The sequence below is a fragment of the Paraburkholderia caribensis genome (genome assembly GCF_002902945.1).
Taxonomy (GTDB): Bacteria; Pseudomonadota; Gammaproteobacteria; order Burkholderiales; family Burkholderiaceae; genus Paraburkholderia; species Paraburkholderia caribensis.
The window spans coordinates 3,125,138-3,138,916 of sequence record NZ_CP026101.1; the positions used below are offsets into that span (position 1 = coordinate 3,125,138).

Consider the following 13,779-nt stretch of genomic DNA (forward strand, 5'->3'; position numbering starts at 1 on the left):
GCGTCCATATTTTGGGAATTATCGATGACGAACCTCATTGCGGAGGTCCGCGAAGACTCCAGCGCCGAGCACCCGCCGACTGGCCGGGCTCGCGCTTGCACGACGGCCTCGGCCTCGAATACAAGTTCACGAAGAACGTAAGCATGTTCTCGGAACGGACGCGCGACGCGTCCCACGCGTACGACACGGACTGGACGAACAACAACTTCGTGGTTGGCGCGAACTACCGGTTCAGTTACCCGCTCGCAGCCACCCGACGCAAAAATGGCGATGATCCGCATGGATCATCGCCATTTCATTTTTTGCGCTCGGCGAGAGGCTCAGTCCGGCAGTTCCGCCGCGCCCATCCGGCGCGCGATCACCCGCGCGCGCTGCGTGAGATAGCCGGAAGTCCGATGCTCGTCGAAATATTTCGGCCTCGGCAGCATCACGGCGAGCCGTGCCGACTGCCCCGCTGTCAGCTTCGCAGCCGACGTCTTGAAGTAATAACGCGCCGCCGCTTCCGCGCCATAGACCCCATTGCCCCATTCAACCGAATTCAGATAGATCTCGAAGATGCGCTCCTTGTCCATCAGCGTCTCGAGCATCCACGTGATGATCAGTTCCTGGCCCTTGCGGATATAGCTTTTTTCACGCGACAAGAACAGATTTCGCGCCAGTTGCTGCGTGATCGTGGAGCCGCCCGCGACGATCTTGCCGCGCGCCTTGTTCTTCTCCCATGCCTGGAGAATCGCGTCTGTCTCGTAGCCGTTGTTGTTGGCGAAGTTCGCATCTTCCGAAGCGATAATCGCGCGCTTCAGATTGCGTGAGATCTGATCGTAGGGAACCCACGTATGCTGGATCGACAGATCGGGACGATCTCGCGAAAGACGCCAGGCATCGGAACGCATGAATGCCGTCGATTGCGGATTCACAGAGTTCCACACAGCGATCTGCGCGAAATAGAAAAGCTGCGTGGCGACCCACGCGACGACGAAGACCGCGCCGGCATACATCACCCAGCGCGCGGGACTCGCTCCGGCCCGCTGGCCCTTCGCGCGCCTCGTCTTGGTCGTTGTCGTCGCCATGTCGTGGAATCAGAACGCGCGCCGTTTGCGCTCAGTTGCGCTAACGCTCACGCGCTTTGCGGTGCGCGCAGCATCTCGCGCAGCGCGGCAAGCACGGGCGCGCCGTCGGGACGCACGCCGCGCCACACGAAGAACGATTCCGCCGCCTGCTCGACCAGCATGCCGAGGCCGTCGGCCGTGCGCGCGCCGAGCTTGCTGGCGTGCTGCATGAAGACGGTCGGCTGCGCGCCGTACATCATGTCGTAGGCGAGCGTGCCCGCGCCGAACGCACCGTCGTCGCACTCGGGCAGCGACGCGTCGAGGCTGCCTGCCGTCGCGTTGACGATCACATCGTAGGCGCCCGTTTCGATCGTCTGCGCGCTGCCGCCCGTCAGACGGCACGCGGCGTCGCGGGCCGCGCCAGCGAATTGCGCAACCAGCGCCTCGGCCCTCGAAGCCGTGCGGTTCACGATGACGAGCGATTGCGGCTTGCGTTCGAGCATCGGCAGCACCACGCCGCGCGCCGCGCCGCCCGCGCCGAGCAGCAACACGCGTGCGCCTTTCAGCGACACGCCCAGGTTCACCTCGATGTCGCGCACGAGGCCAAAGCCGTCCGTGTTGTCGCCGTAGACGCCGCCATCCTGCTCGAAGCGCAGCGTATTCACCGCGCCCGCCGCCGCCGCGCGCGCTGACAGCGTGGTCGCGAACGCGTGCGCGTCGAGCTTGAACGGCACGGTGACGTTCATGCCGCGCCCGCCCTCGGCGATGAAAGCGCGCACATGCGGCACGAACTGATCGACGGGCGCGAGCAGGCGGCCATATTCGACGGGTTCGCCCGTCTGTTCGGCAAAACGCGCGTGAATGAACGGCGACTTGCTGTGCGCAATCGGATTGCCGATCACCGCGTAGCGGTCGCGCCGAGTGGTCGTGTCGGTCGTCATTGGCCCTGCTCCGTCGCGTGTTGCGTCGAATCGTTCGAGTCGGCGGGCTGGTTGCCCTCGGCTGTTGCCGTATCGGCTTCGGCTTGCGCTTCGGCTTCGCTTTCGGCGGATTCGTCGCGGGCGTCGATGATTTCTTCTTCGGCCTCTTCCTCTTCTTCCGCGCCGCTCGTCACGGTCGGCGCGTCGAGCACGTGCAACAGCCGCACCGATGCCTCGACCGTCAGTTCATCGACCGACATCACTTCGAGCATCAGCCGCGTGCCGCGCGCATGCACGCCGAGACCCGGCACGTGCAGCAACAGCGGCACCTCTTCGAGACGCACCAGATCGCCCTTCACGACGGCAGCGACCACCTGCTTCTTGCCCTCCTGCGTGAGCCAGCGCAGACACCAGAAATACTCCATCCGGCGCTGATGATCGGCATACGCGGTGTAGGTGTCGTCGAAGCCTTGCACGACGGCGAACAGGTCGGCGTCCTTCGGCTTGAACGGCGCCGCCAGCTTCGCCGTCACGCCGTGCTGGACGCACGCGATCAGCTGCCACTGGTTGACGAGGTCGACATAGCGGCGCAGCGGCGAAGTGCTCCACGCGTACTGCGACACGCCGAGGCCTTCGTGCGGCGCGGCCGTCGTCTGCATCCGCGTGCGCTTCGGTCCCGTCGGCGCGCCGAACGCGCGCTGCGAGCGATAGATGCCCGGCACGCCGTGATCGTGCAGGAACGCGCCCCACGTCGAGTTCGCGAGAATCGCCAGTTCGGCGACGATCGTATCGAGCGGCGAACCGCGGCGGCGCGGCGTGATGCTCACATGCTCGCCGTCGACATAGAAGTTGAAGTCCGTATTGCGCTGCACTTCCCGCTTGAGGCCAAAACCGGCGCGCGCGAGCTGGCGCTTCTCGAACAGCGCCTGCGCAAACGGCCACAGCACCGCGATGTCTTCCTTGTGCGGATAGTCGCCCGTGCCATTGGCGAGCGCTTCCTCCGTGACGAGTTCGTCTAGCGTGTTGTGACGCAGATTGCTCTTCACGTAGACGAGTTCGGCGCGCGTTTCGCTCACGACGATTTCCTGCGTCTCGCGGTTCACGATGCTGTACAGCGACAGCGCCGGGCGCAAGCCGCCTTCGGCCAGCGTGAATTTATCGACGACGGAATCGGGCAGCATCGTGATCTTGTCGCCCGGCATGTAGACGGTCGACAGACGGCCGCGCGCGATCGCATCGACGGCATCGCCGCGTTCGATGCCCAGCGCCGGCGCCGCGATGTGAATGCCGATCCGCACGCGTCCGTCGGAGAGATGCTCCACGGAGAACGCATCGTCGATTTCCGTCGTGGTCACGTCGTCGATCGAGAACGCTTCGACTTCCGCTTGCGGCAGATCTTCCGGCAACGCGCCGACCGTCACGGACGGAAAGCCCGTGCCGTGCGGGAAGAATTCCGACAGGAAGCGCGCTTCGTGCAGCGCGCGCGCGGACGGAATGCCGCCGCATTCGAGCATCAGACGCGCCATCGAAATACCGCGCGCCGCCGCTGCCGCTTCGAGCGCCTTGTATTCGATCGAGTTCTTGTCGGGCTTCGTCAGCAGGCCGAGCGCCTTGCTCTGGAATCCGTCCGGCAGACGGCCCGCCTTCAGTTCCTCTTCGTAGCCCTGCTGCACGAGCGCCTGCTGACGCTTGCGCTCCAGCGACGCGAGCGCCATCTTCAGCTGCTCTTCCGGCGCGCGCTGATACTGGCCGCGCCCCTTGCGGCGGAAATAGATGGGCGAGCCGTGCATGCGCAAAATCAGCGCGGCGCGCTCCACGGGCCCGAACGACTCGCCAAAGTATTCGGCGCCGAGCGTGGCAAACGGAAATTCGTCTTCGGGCGCGCATTCCCACAGGAAGTCCAGATCGATGTCCTGCGCGGCGGCATCGGCCTGTTCCATCAGTTCGCCCGCCGACGGCTTCTCGAACTCCATCAGCACGTCTTTCGCGCGAACTTTCGCGCGGCGTCCGCCCGGCAGCTCGACCTGAAACGCGTCGCCTTGACGCGACATCACGCTGCCGGCCTTGAAACTACCCGATTCCTCGAAGAAAACGTTCACTCAATACTCTCGTTCTGGCTTGCGTCGGCCGGCGCGCAGTGCGGTTGCTTCGCGCGTCGGCGTCGTGTTCGGTGTGGTGGTCCGCAACGCGCGTGCCTCGTGCTTCATCAAGGGCGGCATGCGCGGCGTGTGCGGATCATCGGATCATGCCGCCTCGCGTGGTGCGGGCGGCTCGGTGTCGGCGGCGTCGCAAAACGCGAGCACGTCGTCGACATAGTCGGGAAACTCGCTGATCGCGTGGTCGCTGCCTTCGATCAGTCTGGTCTGCACGCCGGGATAGTGCGCGAGCATTTCGCGGTAATCGAGCACCTCGTCGCCGGTGGCGGCAAACAGATAATAGCGTTCGGGGCGGGTGATCCGCGAGACGCCTAGCGCACGCAACTCATCAAGATGACGCGGCTCGACGACGATGCTGCCGCCGCCGTGCCATAGCGGCTGCTCGCCGAGATAGTGACTGAGATCGCGCTGCGGCACGACGGCGGGGTTCAGCAGCACGGCGCGCCAGCCATGCTTCTCGGCGAGATGCGTGGCGAAGTAGCCGCCCAGCGAACTGCCGATCACCGTCACCTGCGCCGGATTCGCCTCCGCGACCCGTTCTTCGGCGAGCGCCACGGCCTCCAGCGGCGACACGGGCAGCATCGGACAGCACCATTCGGCGCTGCGGCCAAGCGCCGCAAGACGCTCGGCCATCACGCGCGCCTTGAACGAATTGGGCGACGAGCGGAAGCCGTGCAGATAGAGAATCACGCGACGCCCCGCGCCTGCGCCGTCGGACGCGCCGATAGCGCGTCGAGCAGCTTCTGGTGCACGCCGCCAAAGCCGCCGTTGCTCATCACCAGCACCTGATCGCCCGGCCGCGCGGCTTCGACGACGGCTTTGACGAGCGCGCCGATGTCGTTGAAGGCTTGCGCCTTGTCGCCCATCGGCGCGAGCGCTTCGGCCAGGTTCCAGCCGAGTGCGTCCTTGCCAGTGGGCGCGCCGTAGCCGAACACGAGATCGGCGTCGACGAGGCTAGCGGGCAATTGCGCCTTCATCACGCCGAGCTTCATCGTGTTCGAGCGCGGTTCGAGCACGGCCAGGATGCGGGTATTGTCGCGGCCGATGCGCGTGCGCAGGCCTGCAACCGTGGTCTGGATGGCCGTCGGGTGATGCGCGAAATCGTCGTACACAGTCACGCCGTCGACGCTGCCGCGCACTTCCATGCGCCGCTTCACGTTGCGGAATGTCGACAGCGATTTCGCGGCCTGCGCGGGCGGCACGCCGATATGGCGCGCCGCGGCGATCGCGGCGATCGCGTTCATGCGGTTGTGCTCCCCTTGCACCTGCCAGTCGACCACGCCGACTCGCTCACCGTTGTGATAGACGGCAAAGCGCTCGTCGATCGGCACGCCATCTTCCGCGGGCAGCGCCTGCCAGCCGCCGTCGACGCCGAAGCGCTCCACTTCGCTCCAGCAGCCGCGCGCGAGCACACGGTCCAGCGCGGCCTCGCGGCCGTTCGACACGACCCGGCCAATGCCCGGCACCGTGCGTACGAGGTGGTGAAATTGCGTTTCGATCGCGGCGAGATCCGCGAAGATGTCCGCGTGATCGAATTCGAGGTTGTTCAGGACGGCAGTGCGCGGCCGATAGTGGACGAACTTCGAGCGCTTGTCGAAAAAGGCCGTGTCGTATTCGTCGGCTTCGATCACAAAGAAGCTCGAATCCGTCAGCCGCGCCGACACGCCGAAATTCAGCGGCACGCCGCCGATCAGAAAGCCCGGGTTCATGCCCGCGTCTTCGAGCAGCCACGTCAGCATCGAGCTGGTCGTGGTCTTGCCGTGCGTTCCGGCTACGGCCAGCACCCATTTGCCGTTCAGCACATGCTCGCCCAGCCACTGCGGGCCGGACGTGTACGGCAAGCCGCGATTGAGGATTTCTTCCATCAGCGGATTGCCGCGCGTCACGACGTTGCCGACCACGAACAGGTCAGGCTTCAGGTCGAGCTGCTCGACGCCCCAGCCTTCGATCAGCTTGATGCCTTGCGCCTCGAGCTGCGTGCTCATCGGCGGATATACACCGGCGTCGCAGCCCGTCACCGTGTGACCGGCATTGCGCGCGAGAACCGCGAGACCACCCATGAACGTGCCGCAGATGCCGAGGATGTGAATGTGCATAAAGCTGTCGCGCCGCAAGGCGTGTTTTGCGTGGAAAGATGACATGCGCCGGGGACCGGAAAGCCCTCGCGCGAAGGACGCCTATTGTAACCGACAGGCCCGCCCGTTCTTGATCGGACGTGCTTTTCCGGGCCACGCCGCGCGGCCACCGGAGCGCCGCTCAAGGCCCGCCGATGCGGCGGCGGCGTAAAAAGACCGTCAGGCTTTCTCTAGTATGATTGGCGAATGGTTCGCAAATCACATTTCGATCCGCAGCGCGTGCGCGAGGAAATCGCCATCGCGGCTGCGCGGATGATCGCCGAAGACGGGCTCGACTACTCGACCGCGAAGCGCAAGGCTGCGCGGCAGGTCGTCGGGGAAACGCGCGTCGCCGGCGAATGGCTGCCGGATAACGACCAGATCGAGGAAGAAATCCGCGAATATCAGTCGCTGTTCCAGGGCGACAGCCAGCCAGCCGTGCTGCGCCGGTTGCGCGAAGTCGCGCTGGACTGGATGCAACGGCTCGCGCCGTTCAACCCGTATCTGACAGGCGCGGTTTTGGGTGGGACGGCCGGTGAGCATTCCGATGTTCATCTGCAAGCCTTCTGCGACGACCCGAAGGAAGTTGCCATTTACCTGTTGAACGCGAACGTGCAGTACGACGTTTCCGAAACGCGCCACTTTGCGGGTCGCGGATACGTCGAAACATTGAGCTTTCTCTGGCGTCCGGCGAATGAAGGGCGCGACGCTGAGCCCGTGGGCATTCACCTCGCGCTCTACAGCACCGACGATCTGCGCGGCGCCGTCCGCGCCGACGCGCGTGGACGATCCGCCCGCGCCGACGTCCGCGCGGTTCAGGCGCTGATCAACGAAGGCGACGCCGCGCGTTCCACGAACTGAACCCTTAACAGACACACTCTCTATATGAAGCGGATTCTGGCAATCGCGGCGGTGGCTGTCGTCGCGACAGCGGGCGGCGCGGTGGCGGGCCACTGGCTGCTCGGCAACAACGACCTCGCGGGCGTCGCGAATGCGGCCCCCGCCGACAACAATGCCGTCAATCAACTGTGGGCGGCCAAAGTGACCAATGCCGACGGCGCGCCGCAGTCGCTCGCCCGTTTCAAGGGACACCCGGTCGTGATCAACTTCTGGGCGTCGTGGTGTGGTCCGTGTGTCGAGGAAATGCCGTCGCTGTCGGCGCTGCACAAGGAATACTCGAAGAAGGGCATCGAGTTCGTCGGGCTGGGCGTGGACTCCGACAAGAACATCAAGGCCTTCCTGCAAAAAGTGCCCGTCAACTATCCCATCTATGTCGCCGGCTTCGGCGGCGCGGACCTAGCGCGCGCTTTCGGCAACAACGCAGGCGGTTTGCCCTACACCGTCGTAATTGACGCGAAAGGCGTCGTACGGTCGACAAAACTCGGCCAGATCAAACCCGACGAGCTGAAACGCACGCTCGACGCGCTCTGATCTCGACAACTTTTTGACATTTAGTTGAGAACTTTTTGCCTCAGATTGGGCGATATTCACAATAAGATGTCAGAAGTTCGGCGAGTTGCGGTTATCCAGGTAAGGGCGCGAGACGTGCGGCGCGCTCGAGAAACTAGACAAATTTCTCTAATCGGCGCTAAAGTGCGCCCAATTCCACGGAAAACGAACCGACCATGACGCGACTGCTGGTTCTGCACGGCCCCAACCTCAACCTTCTCGGCACCCGGGAACCCGAGGTCTATGGGCGCGTGACGCTCCCGCAGATCGATCAGGCGCTGGCCGACCGCGCAGCGGACGCCGGCGTCGAACTGGCCACCTTCCAGAGCAATCACGAAGGCGCGCTGGTCGATCGCATTCAGGCCGCTCGGACCGAGAAGACCGATTTCATCGTGATCAATCCCGCTGCGTACACGCATACCAGCGTGGCGATCCGGGACGCCCTGGCGGGCGTCGGCATCCCGTTCGTCGAGATTCATCTGTCGAACGTGCATCGTCGAGAACCGTTCAGGCATCACTCGTATTTCTCCGACCAGGCAGAGGGCGTCATTTGCGGCCTCGGCTGGAAGGGCTATCTGTACGCACTCGAATATGTGCTCGACCGGCTGGCCGTTGGGACGGCCGGATCGTCGCGCAACTGACAACCCAAAACACGAATTCGGCGCTGGCGGCAAACCGCCGGCGCTTCACGCATTGAAGGGGAAAGCCCATGGATCTACGTAAACTGAAGACTCTGATCGACCTCGTCTCCGAGTCCGGCATCTCCGAACTCGAAGTGACCGAGGGCGAAGGCAAGGTGCGCATCGTCAAGAACGCGCCGCCGGTTTACGTCCAGCAGCCTGGCAACTTCGCGCCGCAATACGCCGCGCCCGGCGCGGCGCCCGTTGCTCACGGCGGTGAAGCACCCGCCGTCGGCGCGCCGGCGACGCCGGCAGCCGCAGCGCCGCAAGGCCATGTCGTGACGTCGCCGATGGTCGGCACGTTCTACCGCGCACCGTCGCCGGGCGCCGATCCGTTCGTGCAGGTCGGCGATACCGTCAAGGAAGGCCAGACCATCTGCATCATCGAAGCGATGAAGCTGCTCAACGAGATCGAATCGGATGCGGCCGGCGTCATCAAGGAAATCCTCGTCGAGAACGGCCAGGCAGTCGAATACGGCCAGCCGCTCTTCGTGATCGGCTGACGCGGCGCGCTCTAGTCATTCGCCATCCGCGCGCCCGCCTTCTTTGGGCGCGCCACCGATCCTCTGAGGCAGCCGCCCGCCCTTCGAACCAACCGGGCCCGCGGCGCCCATTGATGAGTCGAATATCCGCTATGTTTGAAAAAATCCTCATTGCCAATCGTGGTGAAATCGCGCTCCGTATCCAGCGCGCGTGCCGCGAACTCGGCGTCAAGACGGTCGTCGTCTATTCCGAAGCCGACAAGGAAGCCAAGTACGTGAAGCTCGCCGACGAGGCGGTCTGCATCGGACCGGCGCCGTCGAACCTCTCGTACCTGAACATGCCCGCGCTGATCAGCGCGGCTGAAGTCACGGACGCGGAAGCGATCCACCCCGGCTATGGTTTCCTGTCCGAAAACGCGGACTTCGCCGAGCGCGTCGAGCAATCGGGCTTCGTGTTCATCGGCCCGCGCCCCGACACGATCCGCATGATGGGCGACAAGGTCACCGCGAAGCAGACCATGATCAAGACGGGCGTGCCCTGCGTGCCCGGTTCCGAAGGCGCGTTGCCCGAAGATCCGAAGGAGATCGTGAAGATTGCACGCGCGGTCGGCTATCCGGTGATCATCAAGGCGGCGGGCGGCGGCGGTGGCCGCGGCATGCGCGTCGTGCACACGGAAGCGGCGCTCGTGAATGCCGTCAACATGACGCGCGAAGAAGCGGGCCGTGCGTTCGGCAATCCGCAGGTCTACATGGAGAAATACCTGGAGAACCCGCGGCACATCGAAATCCAGGTGCTGGCCGATTCGTTCAAGAACGCACTGTGGCTTGGCGAGCGCGACTGCTCGATGCAGCGCCGTCACCAGAAAGTGATCGAGGAAGCGCCGGCGCCGGGCATCGCGCGCCGCCTGATCGAGCGCATCGGCGACCGCTGCGCGGACGCGTGCAAGAAGATGGGCTACCTTGGCGCGGGCACGTTCGAATTCCTGTACGAGAACGGCGAGTTCTACTTCATCGAAATGAACACGCGCGTGCAGGTCGAGCATCCCGTCACCGAACTGATCACGGGCATCGACATCGTTCAGGAACAGATCCGCATCGCGGCAGGCGAAAAGCTCGCCATCCGCCAGCGCGACATCCAGTTCCGCGGACATGCGATCGAATGCCGTATCAACGCGGAAGATCCGTTCAAGTTCACGCCGTCGCCGGGTCGTCTTACGTCGTGGCATATGCCGGGCGGCCCCGGTATTCGCGTCGATTCGCATGCGTACAACGGTTATTTCGTGCCGCCGAACTATGATTCGATGATCGGCAAGCTGATCGCCTACGGCGCGACGCGCGAACAGGCGATCAAGCGGATGCGTATCGCGTTGTCGGAAATGGTGGTCGAAGGCATTCAGACCAACATTCCGCTGCATCGCGAGCTGATGCTCGACGCGAAGTTCGTCGAGGGCGGCACGAGCATCCATTACCTCGAAAACCGGCTGGCCGCGAAGCTGCAAGCCGCACCGGAAGAAGCGTAAGCAATGAGCTACCGGGAACTGGTCGTCGAACTCGCGCGCGAGCACGCGGAAGCGTTGTCGGATGCGCTGCTCGAACTGGGCGCGCTGTCGGTGTCCGTCGAAGACGCGGATGCCGACACACCCGACGAGCAGCCGCTGTTCGGCGAGCCCGGTCTCACGCCGGAGCGCACCGCGTGGACGCATTCGCGCGTGATTGCGTTGCTGGCGCCGGAACACGAACCGGCCGTGCTGCTGGCGGCCGCTGCGAATGATCTCGGCCTCGCCGATGCGCCGTCGTTCAGCGTGCGCGAGGTCGAGGAACAGGACTGGGTGCGCCTCACGCAATCCCAGTTCGACCCGATTCCGGTTGGAGAGCGCATCTGGGTCGTGCCGTCATGGCACGATGCACCCGACCCGACTGCGCTGGTGCTGGAACTCGATCCGGGCCTCGCGTTCGGCACGGGCAGCCATCCAACCACGCGTCTGTGCATGGAATGGCTCGAGCAGAACGTGAAGCAGGATCAATCGGTGCTCGACTACGGTTGTGGTTCGGGCATCCTTGCGATTCTCGCGAAGAAGTGCGGCGCGAATCCCGTGATCGGCATCGATATCGATCCGCAAGCGGTCGAGTCCGCGCGCCACAATAGCGAGCGCAATCGCGCCGAAGTCAGCTACGGGCTGCCCGACGATTGCCCCGCGGGCGAGTTCGATATCGTCGTCGCGAATATTCTGTCGAACCCGCTGAAACTGATGGCGTCGATGCTGTCGTCTAGGGTGAAGCCGGGTGGACGCATTGCGCTGTCGGGCATTCTCGCGCGGCAGGCGGATGAAGTAGCACGTGTGTATCAGCAGTGGATCGACATTGCAGTGTGGCGCGAACACGAAGGCTGGGTATGCCTTGCGGGTACGCGACGCGAAAGCAATTAGAATAACGCATATTTGTTTGCTTCCGGCCCCTTAAGGGCTAACCGGTCTTTCGGCTCGATATGCTTCTAGCGACACGCTGTCCCTTCTGCGAAACCGTCTTCAGGCTCCAGCCGGAGCAGCTCACGCTGCGCCGTGGGCTCGTGCGTTGTGGCCACTGCAAAGAAGTGTTCGACGCATCGAGCAGCCTGTTCGACGTGAGCGGCGGCGTGAGCGTCGACAAGGCGAAGCACGTGACGATCGACGACGTGACGGCGCATACGCTCGAAGCGCTCGCGAATGGCGGCCTCGCGCCGGCGCCCGAGACAAAGCCCGCTGTCGAGACACCGCCCGCCCCGGTGGCAATGCCCGTTGTGACGCGAGCGGAAGAAACGATTACGCCGCAGCCGGCAGACGCGCTCGACGCGCACGCGGCTGAGGCGTCCGTCGGCAGTGACAATGCCCACGCGGACCTGGCGTCCGCCGAACCACACGTCGAACGACACGCCGAACAACACGCTGAGCACGCCGCTGCGCAAGCCGCGCAGCCGGACGTCGATGTCGAGGCGCGACACGAAGCTGCCGCGCAGGCGTCGCCCGTAGCGGCGCCGTCTGCCGAAGCCGAAGCGGCCCCGGTCGAACCGACGTCCTCCGCTGCTCGCGAAACGCCACCCGCGTCAGCGGCAGAAAAGCCCGACTTCCGCGCAGAGGCATGGAACCCGTGGGCGCCGGCGCCCGACGCGTCGATTGACCGGCGCATCCGCCACAACGCGTCGACTATTCCGTTCAATCCCGTCACGATTCCGCGCTCCGCGCAGCCGCCGCTGACGCTCGAACTCACCGAATCGCAACCGATACACCTCGATAAGGCGGTCGCTCGCGAACCGCACAGCGAAGCGCCCGTCGAAACGAGACGGGAAGCGCCCGCTGTCGAAGCGCAAGCGGAACCGAAGTTCGAAGAACGGGATGAGCCGCAAGCTCACCAGAAAGCGGAGCCCACCTTCGGCGCAACGCCCGCACACGAAGCCGCGCCGGCAATCCACAAGCCGCCGCACGCGTGGCGCGAACCCGAAGCGCTCCGAGAGCCCGCAGCGACGCGCGACGATCAGATCGCGAACGAAGTGAAGCGTGAACAGGAAGCGCCGCTGCACGACCCGTTCGACGACGCGCTGCGCGAATCGCGTCGGGATGATCCCGCCAAGCCCGTATTCGAGGACGAAGACCGCACCGTTATCCCGTCCGCAGAGCACGCTGCACACAGCGAGCAGGCGGCGCCCAACCGCGAGCGCGAACCCTTCTTCGGGGCGCCGTCGGTCGAACCCGATCTCGAGCCGCGCTTCGGCGCAGCCGCGCGTGAGTCATATGGCGCCCCTTTCGCCGCCACACCCGACAGCGACACCGATGCATTCGCCGTCACGCGCGAGCCACGCGCGCCCGAATCGAGCCGCTTCGTCTGGCATATTCTGGGCGGCGTCGCGGCGGGCCTGCTCGGCTTCATGCTGCTCGTGCAACTCGCCTGGTGGCAGCGCGAAACGGTGATGGTCGCGTGGCCCGATGCACAACCGCTGTTCGTGAAGGCGTGCTCGCATCTCGGCTGCAAGGTCGAGCCGCCGCGCGATATCGACGGTCTGCTGGTCGAGCCGTCGGACCTGCGGCAGGTCGACGGTCCGCACAAGCTCGAACTGAAGATGCCGCTGCGCAACCGCTTCGATCTCGCGCTCGCGTATCCCGCCGTCGAATTGACGCTGCTCGACGAGAACAACAACATCGCCGTGCGGCGCGTGCTTTGGCCGCAAGACTATGTGAAACCCGGCACGCCGATCGCGGCGGGCCTGCCCGCCCGCACGACGCAGACGATGATCGTGCGCCTCGACACGGGCGATGCCGTCGCCTCGAATTTCCGCGTGCAGATCTTCTATCCGTAACGGATAGATCTGCAGCGCGCAGGTTTTCCGCGCGCCCGGCACGAACCGGGCGCGCATCCCGTCAATCCCTGACGAATCTTCGGAGCACAACATGAGTCAAGTCACGCTGGGTGGCAACCCGATCGAAGTCGCTGGCACGTTCCCGTCCGTGGGCCAGGCGGCGCCCGCCTTCTCGCTCGTCGGCAAGGATCTGAAGCCGCTGACGCTCGCCGATTTCGCGGGCAAGCGCAAGGTGCTGAACATCGTTCCGAGCCTCGACACGCCGACCTGCGCAACCTCCACGCGCAAGTTCAACGAAGCGGCCGCGAAGCTGAGCAACACGGCTGTGATCGTCGTGTCGGGCGATCTGCCGTTCGCGGCTTCGCGCTTCTGCACGACGGAAGGCATCGAAAACGTCGTGACGGCATCGACCTTCCGCGGCCATGAGTTCGCGCAGGCGTACGGCGTCGACGTGACGAGCGGTCCCTTGACGGGCCTGACGGCGCGCGCCGTCGTCGTCGTCGACGAAAACGACAAGGTCGTGCACGCCGAGCTCGTCAGCGAAATCAAGAACGAGCCGAACTACGACGCAGCGCTCGCCGCGCTGAAGTAAGCTTCATATTTGC

13 protein-coding genes are annotated in these 13,779 nt (G+C 64.7%); 8 read left to right on the forward strand and 5 right to left on the reverse strand.

Annotated elements, in window-relative coordinates; translation table 11 throughout:
- Positions 1 to 320 precede the first annotated feature (320 nt).
- From mtgA to mpl, 5 genes are all read right to left on the reverse strand, one after another.
- On the reverse strand, positions 321 to 1,067 hold the full coding sequence (gene mtgA, locus C2L66_RS13815; protein ID WP_054929010.1) for a monofunctional biosynthetic peptidoglycan transglycosylase: 747 nt from the start codon (positions 1,065 to 1,067) through the stop codon (positions 321 to 323).
- A gap of 47 nt (positions 1,068 to 1,114) precedes the next feature.
- A complete protein-coding gene (gene aroE / locus C2L66_RS13820; RefSeq protein ID WP_054929011.1) occupies positions 1,115 to 1,987 on the reverse strand; it encodes a shikimate dehydrogenase in 873 nt (290 codons plus the stop codon).
- On the reverse strand, positions 1,984 to 4,065 hold the full coding sequence (locus C2L66_RS13825; RefSeq protein ID WP_060599664.1) for a ribonuclease catalytic domain-containing protein: 2,082 nt from the start codon (positions 4,063 to 4,065) through the stop codon (positions 1,984 to 1,986). Before C2L66_RS13825 ends, aroE begins: the two co-directional genes overlap by 4 nt.
- A gap of 144 nt (positions 4,066 to 4,209) precedes the next feature.
- The gene (locus C2L66_RS13830) at positions 4,210 to 4,812 is read right to left on the reverse strand and encodes a YqiA/YcfP family alpha/beta fold hydrolase (protein ID WP_060599663.1); all 603 of its coding nucleotides are present in this window, start codon (positions 4,810 to 4,812) and stop codon (positions 4,210 to 4,212) included.
- Complete coding sequence (gene mpl, locus C2L66_RS13835) at positions 4,809 to 6,218, reverse strand: UDP-N-acetylmuramate:L-alanyl-gamma-D-glutamyl-meso-diaminopimelate ligase (protein WP_060599662.1); 1,410 nt, start codon at positions 6,216 to 6,218, stop codon at positions 4,809 to 4,811. Before mpl ends, C2L66_RS13830 begins: the two co-directional genes overlap by 4 nt.
- A 225-nt stretch (positions 6,219 to 6,443) precedes the next feature.
- Here mpl and C2L66_RS13840 point away from each other — a divergent pair, with 225 nt between their 5' ends.
- The 8 genes from C2L66_RS13840 to tpx all read left to right on the forward strand — a co-directional run bounded on the left by C2L66_RS13840 (position 6,444) and on the right by tpx (position 13,766).
- A complete protein-coding gene (locus C2L66_RS13840; RefSeq protein WP_054929015.1) occupies positions 6,444 to 7,097 on the forward strand; it encodes a hypothetical protein in 654 nt (217 codons plus the stop codon).
- Between the two features lie 24 nt (positions 7,098 to 7,121).
- Positions 7,122 to 7,667 (forward strand): TlpA family protein disulfide reductase, encoded by a 546-nt coding sequence (locus C2L66_RS13845; protein WP_054929016.1) that lies wholly within the window; start codon positions 7,122 to 7,124, stop codon positions 7,665 to 7,667.
- Positions 7,668 to 7,861: 194 nt separating this feature from the next.
- Positions 7,862 to 8,326: a type II 3-dehydroquinate dehydratase gene (gene aroQ, locus C2L66_RS13850; protein WP_036002542.1), complete on the forward strand. Its 465-nt coding sequence runs from the start codon at positions 7,862 to 7,864 to the stop codon at positions 8,324 to 8,326.
- A 68-nt stretch (positions 8,327 to 8,394) separates the two neighbouring features.
- Complete coding sequence (accB, locus tag C2L66_RS13855) at positions 8,395 to 8,868, forward strand: acetyl-CoA carboxylase biotin carboxyl carrier protein (RefSeq protein ID WP_054929017.1); 474 nt, start codon at positions 8,395 to 8,397, stop codon at positions 8,866 to 8,868.
- 131 nt (positions 8,869 to 8,999) lie between these two features.
- Positions 9,000 to 10,367 (forward strand): acetyl-CoA carboxylase biotin carboxylase subunit, encoded by a 1,368-nt coding sequence (gene accC, locus C2L66_RS13860; protein WP_036002540.1) that lies wholly within the window; start codon positions 9,000 to 9,002, stop codon positions 10,365 to 10,367.
- Between the two features lie 3 nt (positions 10,368 to 10,370).
- Positions 10,371 to 11,273, forward strand: a complete 903-nt coding sequence (gene prmA, locus C2L66_RS13865) for a 50S ribosomal protein L11 methyltransferase (protein ID WP_060599661.1) — start codon at positions 10,371 to 10,373, stop codon at positions 11,271 to 11,273.
- Between the two features lie 59 nt (positions 11,274 to 11,332).
- Positions 11,333 to 13,174, forward strand: a complete 1,842-nt coding sequence (locus C2L66_RS13870; RefSeq protein ID WP_060599660.1) for a zinc-ribbon and DUF3426 domain-containing protein — start codon at positions 11,333 to 11,335, stop codon at positions 13,172 to 13,174.
- A gap of 91 nt (positions 13,175 to 13,265) precedes the next feature.
- Positions 13,266 to 13,766: a thiol peroxidase gene (gene tpx, locus C2L66_RS13875; RefSeq protein ID WP_007743647.1), complete on the forward strand. Its 501-nt coding sequence runs from the start codon at positions 13,266 to 13,268 to the stop codon at positions 13,764 to 13,766.
- Positions 13,767 to 13,779 lie beyond the last annotated feature (13 nt).

Coding starts and splice junctions, on each gene's coding strand:
- C2L66_RS13870 (WP_060599660.1), top strand. CDS start 11,333: ATGCTTCTAGCGACACGCTGTCCCTTCTGCGAAACCGTCTTCAGGCTC.
- aroE (WP_054929011.1), bottom strand. CDS start 1,987: ATGACGACCGACACGACCACTCGGCGCGACCGCTACGCGGTGATCGGC.
- accC (WP_036002540.1), top strand. CDS start 9,000: ATGTTTGAAAAAATCCTCATTGCCAATCGTGGTGAAATCGCGCTCCGT.
- prmA (WP_060599661.1), top strand. CDS start 10,371: ATGAGCTACCGGGAACTGGTCGTCGAACTCGCGCGCGAGCACGCGGAA.
- C2L66_RS13840 (WP_054929015.1), top strand. CDS start 6,444: ATGGTTCGCAAATCACATTTCGATCCGCAGCGCGTGCGCGAGGAAATC.
- accB (WP_054929017.1), top strand. CDS start 8,395: ATGGATCTACGTAAACTGAAGACTCTGATCGACCTCGTCTCCGAGTCC.
- mtgA (WP_054929010.1), bottom strand. CDS start 1,067: ATGGCGACGACAACGACCAAGACGAGGCGCGCGAAGGGCCAGCGGGCC.
- tpx (WP_007743647.1), top strand. CDS start 13,266: ATGAGTCAAGTCACGCTGGGTGGCAACCCGATCGAAGTCGCTGGCACG.
- mpl (WP_060599662.1), bottom strand. CDS start 6,218: ATGCACATTCACATCCTCGGCATCTGCGGCACGTTCATGGGTGGTCTC.
- C2L66_RS13845 (WP_054929016.1), top strand. CDS start 7,122: ATGAAGCGGATTCTGGCAATCGCGGCGGTGGCTGTCGTCGCGACAGCG.
- aroQ (WP_036002542.1), top strand. CDS start 7,862: ATGACGCGACTGCTGGTTCTGCACGGCCCCAACCTCAACCTTCTCGGC.